5 protein-coding genes and 1 pseudogene are annotated in these 6,654 nt (G+C 36.3%); 5 read left to right on the top strand and 1 reads right to left on the bottom strand.

Going from position 1 to position 6,654, the window contains the following annotated elements; all coding sequences use genetic code 11:
* The 4 genes from Q5O30_RS08490 to rpe form a co-directional block, all read left to right on the top strand.
* Positions 1-601: PP2C family serine/threonine-protein phosphatase (locus Q5O30_RS08490; protein WP_302674661.1), on the top strand; the 601-nt coding region annotated here is incomplete at its 5' end.
* Between the two features lie 3 nt (positions 602-604).
* Positions 605-2,614, top strand: a complete 2,010-nt coding sequence (gene pknB / locus Q5O30_RS08485) for a Stk1 family PASTA domain-containing Ser/Thr kinase (RefSeq protein ID WP_021953325.1) — start codon at positions 605-607, stop codon at positions 2,612-2,614.
* 65 nt (positions 2,615-2,679) lie between these two features.
* Positions 2,680-3,591: a ribosome small subunit-dependent GTPase A gene (rsgA, locus tag Q5O30_RS08480; protein ID WP_021953324.1), complete on the top strand. Its 912-nt coding sequence runs from the start codon at positions 2,680-2,682 to the stop codon at positions 3,589-3,591.
* The gene (gene rpe / locus Q5O30_RS08475; protein ID WP_021953323.1) at positions 3,584-4,243 is read left to right on the top strand and encodes a ribulose-phosphate 3-epimerase; all 660 of its coding nucleotides are present in this window, start codon (positions 3,584-3,586) and stop codon (positions 4,241-4,243) included. Before rsgA ends, rpe begins: the two co-directional genes overlap by 8 nt.
* Before the next feature lie 85 nt (positions 4,244-4,328).
* Here rpe and ychF read toward each other — a convergent pair.
* A pseudogene (gene ychF / locus Q5O30_RS08470) lies at positions 4,329-5,449 on the bottom strand (redox-regulated ATPase YchF).
* A gap of 143 nt (positions 5,450-5,592) precedes the next feature.
* Here ychF and lgt point away from each other — a divergent pair.
* Positions 5,593-6,483, top strand: coding sequence for a prolipoprotein diacylglyceryl transferase (gene lgt / locus Q5O30_RS08465; RefSeq protein ID WP_021953320.1), 891 nt, complete (start codon positions 5,593-5,595; stop codon positions 6,481-6,483).
* Positions 6,484-6,654 lie beyond the last annotated feature (171 nt).

The raw sequence follows: 6,654 nt of genomic DNA, 5'->3' as shown, positions 1-6,654 counted from the left end.
CGTGGCTTCAAGGGAAGCCATTGAAAGATTTGTAAAATATGCCTGCACTACCCATATGTCAGATCCTGCCAACATATTAGATGCGGGAATTATTTCAGTAAATAAAGATATATTTGATATGGCAAATTCCAACAGAGATTACAGTGGTATGGGAACCACCTTTGTTGCAGCCTCATTAGTTGAGAATCATGTTTATATTGCAAATGTTGGAGACAGCAGGCTCTATTTGATAGGAAGAGACATAAGGCAGATTACAAGAGACCATTCACTGGTGGAAGATATGGTTAGAATGGGTGTTTTAGAAAGAGAAGAAGCAAGAACTCATTACAAGAAAAATGTTATTACCAAAGCTATAGGAGTGGCAGATGACAAAACATCCACTCCGGACATTTTTGAAATAGAAGTGGAAAATGGTGACAAGTTGCTTTTATGTTCAGACGGACTTACAAATATGGTGGAGGACTATGACATAAAGAAAATTGTAAAAGATAATGACAGCATTGAGGATGCAGTCCGTGAACTGATTAAACAGGCAAATGAGAACGGCGGAAAAGATAATATATCAGCGATTCTGATAGAACCTGAAATTGGCGAGGAGTAGAGCATGTTAGAAAAAGGTAATTTTATTAATAACCGTTATGAAATTATAGGCAGAGTAGGTGCAGGCGGTATGTCTGATGTTTACAAAGCCAAGGATCATAAATTAAATAGAAATGTAGCTATAAAAGTATTAAAAAAGGAATACAGCAAAGATAAGAATTTTGTATCAAAATTCAGGGTAGAGGCCCAGTCTGCGGCAAGTCTTATTCACCCAAATATTGTAAATGTATATGATGTAGGTGAAGACAACGGACTATATTACATAGTTATGGAATTAATAGAGGGAATTACCCTTAAAAGTTATATACAGAAGAAAGGCAGACTTTCTGCAAGGGAAACCATAAGCATTGCCATTCAGATTGCCAATGGAATAGAGTGTGCCCACAATAATCAGATTGTTCACAGGGATATTAAACCTCAGAATATAATGATTTCAAGAGAGGGAAAGGTTAAGGTTACGGATTTTGGTATTGCAAGGGCTGCAAGTTCCAATACCATTAACGGAAATGCAATGGGTTCAGTTCATTACATTTCACCGGAACAGGCAGGAGGAAAGTACGTTGACGAAAAAAGCGATATTTATTCTCTTGGAATAACAATGTTTGAAATGATTACAGGCAAGGTTCCTTTTGATGGAGAATCTACTGTTACCATTGCCTTAAAACACATTCAGAATTCAGTGCCAAGTATCAGGGAATATATTCCTCAGGCACCGGTAAGCATTGAAAAAATTATTTTAAAATGTACACAAAATAAATCAGACAAGAGATATCCGAAAATTTCTCTTCTTATAGCAGATTTAAAGAGGGCTCTTACGGAACCGGATGTGGATTTTGTACAGATTGATGCTACAAGACCTATAGGAACCACAGTTATGATTACTGATGAGGAGATTAATCAGATAAGAAAAGGAGCCGGAAAAACAAGCCCGGAGAAACCGGAAGAGGACGTGGATGATATTGATGCCATGTCGCCTAAAATGGACAAAGCCGTAACTATAGGTGGTGTAATAGCAGGTATTGCGGCATTAATGGTAGTGGCTGTTATTTTGACGGTGGTATTAAGTGATAACAGCATAAAGCTTCCAAAGGATATGTCAGGAGATGAAATCCAGACTATTGACCCAAGAAAGACGGTTGTGCCAAATGTTCTTGGTATGTCTTCTGATGAAGCTGAAAAAGCTCTTAATGAAAAGAGTCTTGGATTTGAGTATGACTCAAATTATGTATATAGTGATGTTTATGCGGCAGACCAGATTGTTAATCAATCTGAGGCACCGGGCAGTGTAGTTAATAAAAATATAACTGTTAAGCTTATTGTCAGCAAAGGTCCTGAAAGAATACAGGTTCCTGCAGGTATAAGTAGATCTGATTTAGACAGTGCCATTTCTAAATTAGATAGTGTAGGATTAAAATATGAAATAACATACGAATTTAGTGGAAATACCATTGGTACTGTTATTTCCTGTTCACCAACAGAAAATGCATCTGTTAATAAGAAAGATATTGTTAAGTTGGTAGTTAGCCGTGGAAGTCAGGAAAGTGAAGAAAAAACGGCAACAGTTCCAAGTCTTGTTAATATGAAACTGGCAAAAGCACAGCAGAAAATATCATCTAGTGGATTTGAAATTGGAAATGTAAGTGAAGAATATAGCGACACTGTAAAGAAAGGTTATGTAATAAGGCAGACTGTTAAGTCAGGTCATCAGATGCCTCTTGGTGGAACCATAGGTCTTGTGGTAAGTAAAGGCTCGGAAGATGCACCGAAATATACAGGAAGCTATACTTTCGCCCTGGAGGATTTACATGATGCAGACGGAAATCCTATAACTGAAGGTGTTGTTAATGTGGCACTTGACGGTGTATTACAAAAGGTTGATCCTAAGTATGCAGATGTTTCAACGTGGCCTGGAGATTACACAATAGAGCTTACAGGAGATAAGAAGGGCAAGGCTACCATTGAACTTATGGTAAACGGTCAGGTTATTCATACCGGAACAGTTAAGTTAAAATAATATAAAGAATATAAAAGAGCTGAAGCAGTAGCTACAGCTCTTTTGATGGTTAAAGGAAGTATAAGTTGGAAAATCAAAACAATAGACATCAGGTGTCAGGAAAAATTGTAAAAGGAATAGCCGGATTTTATTATGTTTGCATTGAAAACGGCGATGTTTATGAGTGCAAGGCAAAAGGTGCATTTAGAAATAAAAATATAAAGCCTTTAGTAGGTGATAATGTTGTTATGGACATTATTAATCAGGAAGAGAAAAAGGGCAATATAATTGAAATATGTGACAGAAAAAACGAGCTTATAAGACCGGCCGTGGCAAATATTGACCAGGCAATGATTATTTTTGCATTAAAAAAGCCGGATCCTAACCTTAATCTGTTAGATAAATTTCTTGTTATGATGGAATATCAGAATATAGACACCATAATTTGCTTTAATAAGATGGATATATCAGACGAAGATTTCATGAATGAGCTAGACAGTATATATTCAAAAGCAGGGTATAAGGTGATGTTTGCCAGTGCCACGGAAGAAAAAGGTGTGGAAAGCATAATGGAGCTTTTAAAAAATAAAAGTACTGTTTTTGCCGGCCCTTCAGGAGTTGGAAAGTCATCTATGCTTAATGCCTTAACGAAGGATTACAAAATGGAAACAGGTAGTGTAAGCAGAAAAATAGGACGTGGAAAGCATACCACAAGACATTCTGAAATATTCTATGTAGGTGACGATACTTATATTTTTGATACACCGGGATTTAGCTCATTATATGTTCCGGGAATGACTAAGGAAAGTCTTGAGGATTGTTATGGTGAATTTGAAAAGTATAAGGATAAATGCAGGTTTGTGGGATGTGCCCATATTAGCGAACCGGATTGTGCCGTAAAGGAGGCTTTAGCCGGTGGACATATAGATGAAAGCAGATATGAAAACTATAAATTAATGTACAATGAATTAAAGGAAAAGGAGAGGCGTTATGATTAAATTAGCACCGTCAATTTTATCAGCGGATTTTGCAAAGTTAGGAGAAGATGTAGTAAGAATAGACAAGGCAGGCTGTGACTGGATTCACATAGATGTAATGGATGGTATGTTTGTGCCAAACATTTCCTTTGGAATGCCTGTAATCAAAGCCATAAGAGGTCTAACTAATAAATTTTTTGACGTACATCTTATGATTGAGGAACCAATACGTTACTTACAGCAGTTTAAAGAGGCAGGAGCAGACATGGTTACTGTTCATGTGGAGGCATGTGAGGATGTGGAAAAAACCATTGATGAAATTCATAAGTTAGGAATCAAGGCAGGACTGGCATGTAATCCGGAAACTCCCGTTGATGACATTGTTCCTTACATTAATAAGGTGGATATGATACTTATTATGACTGTTCATCCGGGCTTTGGAGGTCAGTCTTATATAGATGAATGTACGGAAAAGGTTGAAATAGTAAATGCCATAGTAAATGAATACAGGTTAGATACCTTGATTCAGGTAGATGGTGGAGTAAATATGGAAAATGTATGTATACCTCTTGATGCAGGAGCAAATGTAATTGTAGCAGGCTCTGCTGTATATAAGGGAGATGTGGAAAAGAATATAGAAGTATTTAAAAATAAGTTTATTAGCTTTGAATAAAAAACAAAAAAACATAATAAAAAAGATGCTGTTACCCTTAATTAAAATTTAAAGGTAACAGCATCTTTTATAACGCAAAAATATTTTAAACGTTAAATCTAAAGAGAATTACATCTCCGTCTTTAACTACATAATCTTTTCCCTGAAGTCCTACAAGACCTTTTTCCTTAGCGTCTTTATAGCTACCGCATGCCATTAAGTCATCGTAGCTTACAACTTCTGCACAGATAAAGCCACGCTCAAAATCGCTGTGGATTTTTCCTGATGCCTGAGGTGCCTTAGTACCCTTGGTAATAGTCCAGGCTCTTGTTTCAGTTTCTCCTGCTGTAAGATAACTAATTAAACCAAGAAGTGAATAGCTGGCTTTAATTAATTTATCAAGGCCGGATTCCTTAATTCCCAAATCCTCTAAAAACATCTGTTTTTCATCATCATCTAATTCTGCAATTTCCTGTTCAATTTCAGCACTAATAACAAAAACCTCAGAATTGTTTTCAGCTGCATATTTTCTAACTGCTGCAACGTGAGGATTAGAAGCACCGTCATCTGCTAAATCCTCTTCAGAAACATTAGCTGCAAAAATAACCGGCTTTGCTGTAAGAAGATTGTATTCAGCCATCCATGCTTGCTCATCTTCATCATCGATTTCATATTTAATGGCTAAATTTCCATCTTCAAGAAATGCCTTCATACGTTGCTGGAAATCAAGTTCCTTAGCAAGCATTTTATCATTTCTTGCACCACGGGTTGTTTTGGCAATACGTCTTTCTAAAATTTCCACATCTGAAAAGATAAGCTCAAGATTAATAGTTTCAATGTCTCTTAAAGGGTCAACGCTTCCGTCAACATGAATAACATTGGTATCCTCAAAACATCTTACTACATGTACAATGGCATCAACTTCCCTGATGTTAGCAAGAAACTGGTTACCAAGTCCTTCACCCTTTGATGCACCTTTGACCAATCCGGCTATGTCTACAAACTCAATAACGGCAGGNNNACAAACTCAATAACGGCAGGAGTAGTTTTAGCTGAATTATATAATTCAGTAAGTTTGTCAAGTCTCTCATCAGGAACTGCAACTACGCCTACGTTAGGGTCTATTGTACAAAACGGGTAATTGGCTGATTCAGCCCCCGCTTTAGTTAATGAATTAAATAAAGTACTTTTGCCTACATTAGGAAGGCCAACTATACCTAATTTCATATTATAATCCTCCAATCTTTGGTAATACCAAAAGATAGTTTAACATATTTTAGGGACAGGGGCAATGATAGGGTTGAATAAAATCAAAAATATTGCTAAATTATAATGAGAGAAAATAATGGAAAATCCGGAGGCAATATAAAATGATATTATCTACAACAATACAATTTCCTAATTTACATATAAATATAGAGCATCTGCCCAAATCCTTTTCGGTTTTTGGCTTTGATATAGCATTTTACGGCTGTATTATAGCTTTGGGAATGTTAGCAGGAATTGCCATAGTATGTTATGAGGCAAAAAGAACAGGGCAGGATTATAACCAGTATATTGATTTCGCCCTTTATGCCATTGTGTTTAGTGTTATTGGTGCCAGAGCCTATTATGTAATATTCAGGTGGAGCTATTACAGTGCCCATCCCACTGAAATAATTAATATCCGTGAAGGGGGACTTGCAATATACGGTGGTGTAATTGTGGCAATTCTTACCTGCTTTATTTACACCAAAATAAAGAAAATGTCTTTCCCTAAGGTATGCGATACAGCAATTTTAGGATTAATACTTGGTCAGATAATTGGAAGATGGGGAAACTTTTTTAACAGAGAAGCATTTGGAGGAGTTGCCAGAGACAAAAATCCATGGGCAATGCGAATTTATTTTGACGAAAACTATGATATTTCCCAGGTACCGGATGTGGTAAAAAACGGAATGGAAGCCTTAAGAGGAAAAGCATTAAGTGAAATAGGATATATTCAGGTGCAACCCACATTTTTATATGAATCCCTATGGAATTTGTTTGTACTTATAATAATGCTTATTTTCAGAAGAAAGAAAAAGTTTGATGGGGAGGTTATCCTTTGGTACTTAATTGGATATGGCATAGGAAGAGCCGTTATTGAAGGAATGAGAACAGACCAGCTTATTATGCCGGTTACCGGATGGCCGGTATCCCAGGCATTATCTATAGTAGTGGCAACAGTGTCTGTTATTGTGGTAATAGTAAAAAGAAGAAAAATTGCAAAAGCAGAATAAAACAGAATATAAAACGTAAAATAAAAGAAAACGTTATCAGGTGTTAAAAAAATACCGGATAACGTTTTTTTTATTTATTTTAGGGTTGAAAAGATACCTAAAATGGTTTATTATTCATATATGTGGTGATTGAGAGCGTATTTGTGGTGAAAAGTGGTGAAATTTCATTAA

The organism is Eubacterium sp. CAG:161 (genome assembly GCF_000432355.1).
Classification (GTDB): Bacteria; Bacillota; Clostridia; order Lachnospirales; family Lachnospiraceae; genus Eubacterium_G; species Eubacterium_G segne.
The sequence above is the reverse complement of the archived record's forward strand: the minus strand, read 5'-3'. Positions and strand labels throughout refer to the sequence as shown.

Bases quoted from the DNA above. Each gene is read 5' to 3' on its own strand.
- pknB (WP_021953325.1), top strand. From the start codon at position 605: ATGTTAGAAAAAGGTAATTTTATTAATAACCGTTATGAAATTATAGGC.
- rpe (WP_021953323.1), top strand. From the start codon at position 3,584: ATGATTAAATTAGCACCGTCAATTTTATCAGCGGATTTTGCAAAGTTA.
- lgt (WP_021953320.1), top strand. From the start codon at position 5,593: ATGATATTATCTACAACAATACAATTTCCTAATTTACATATAAATATA.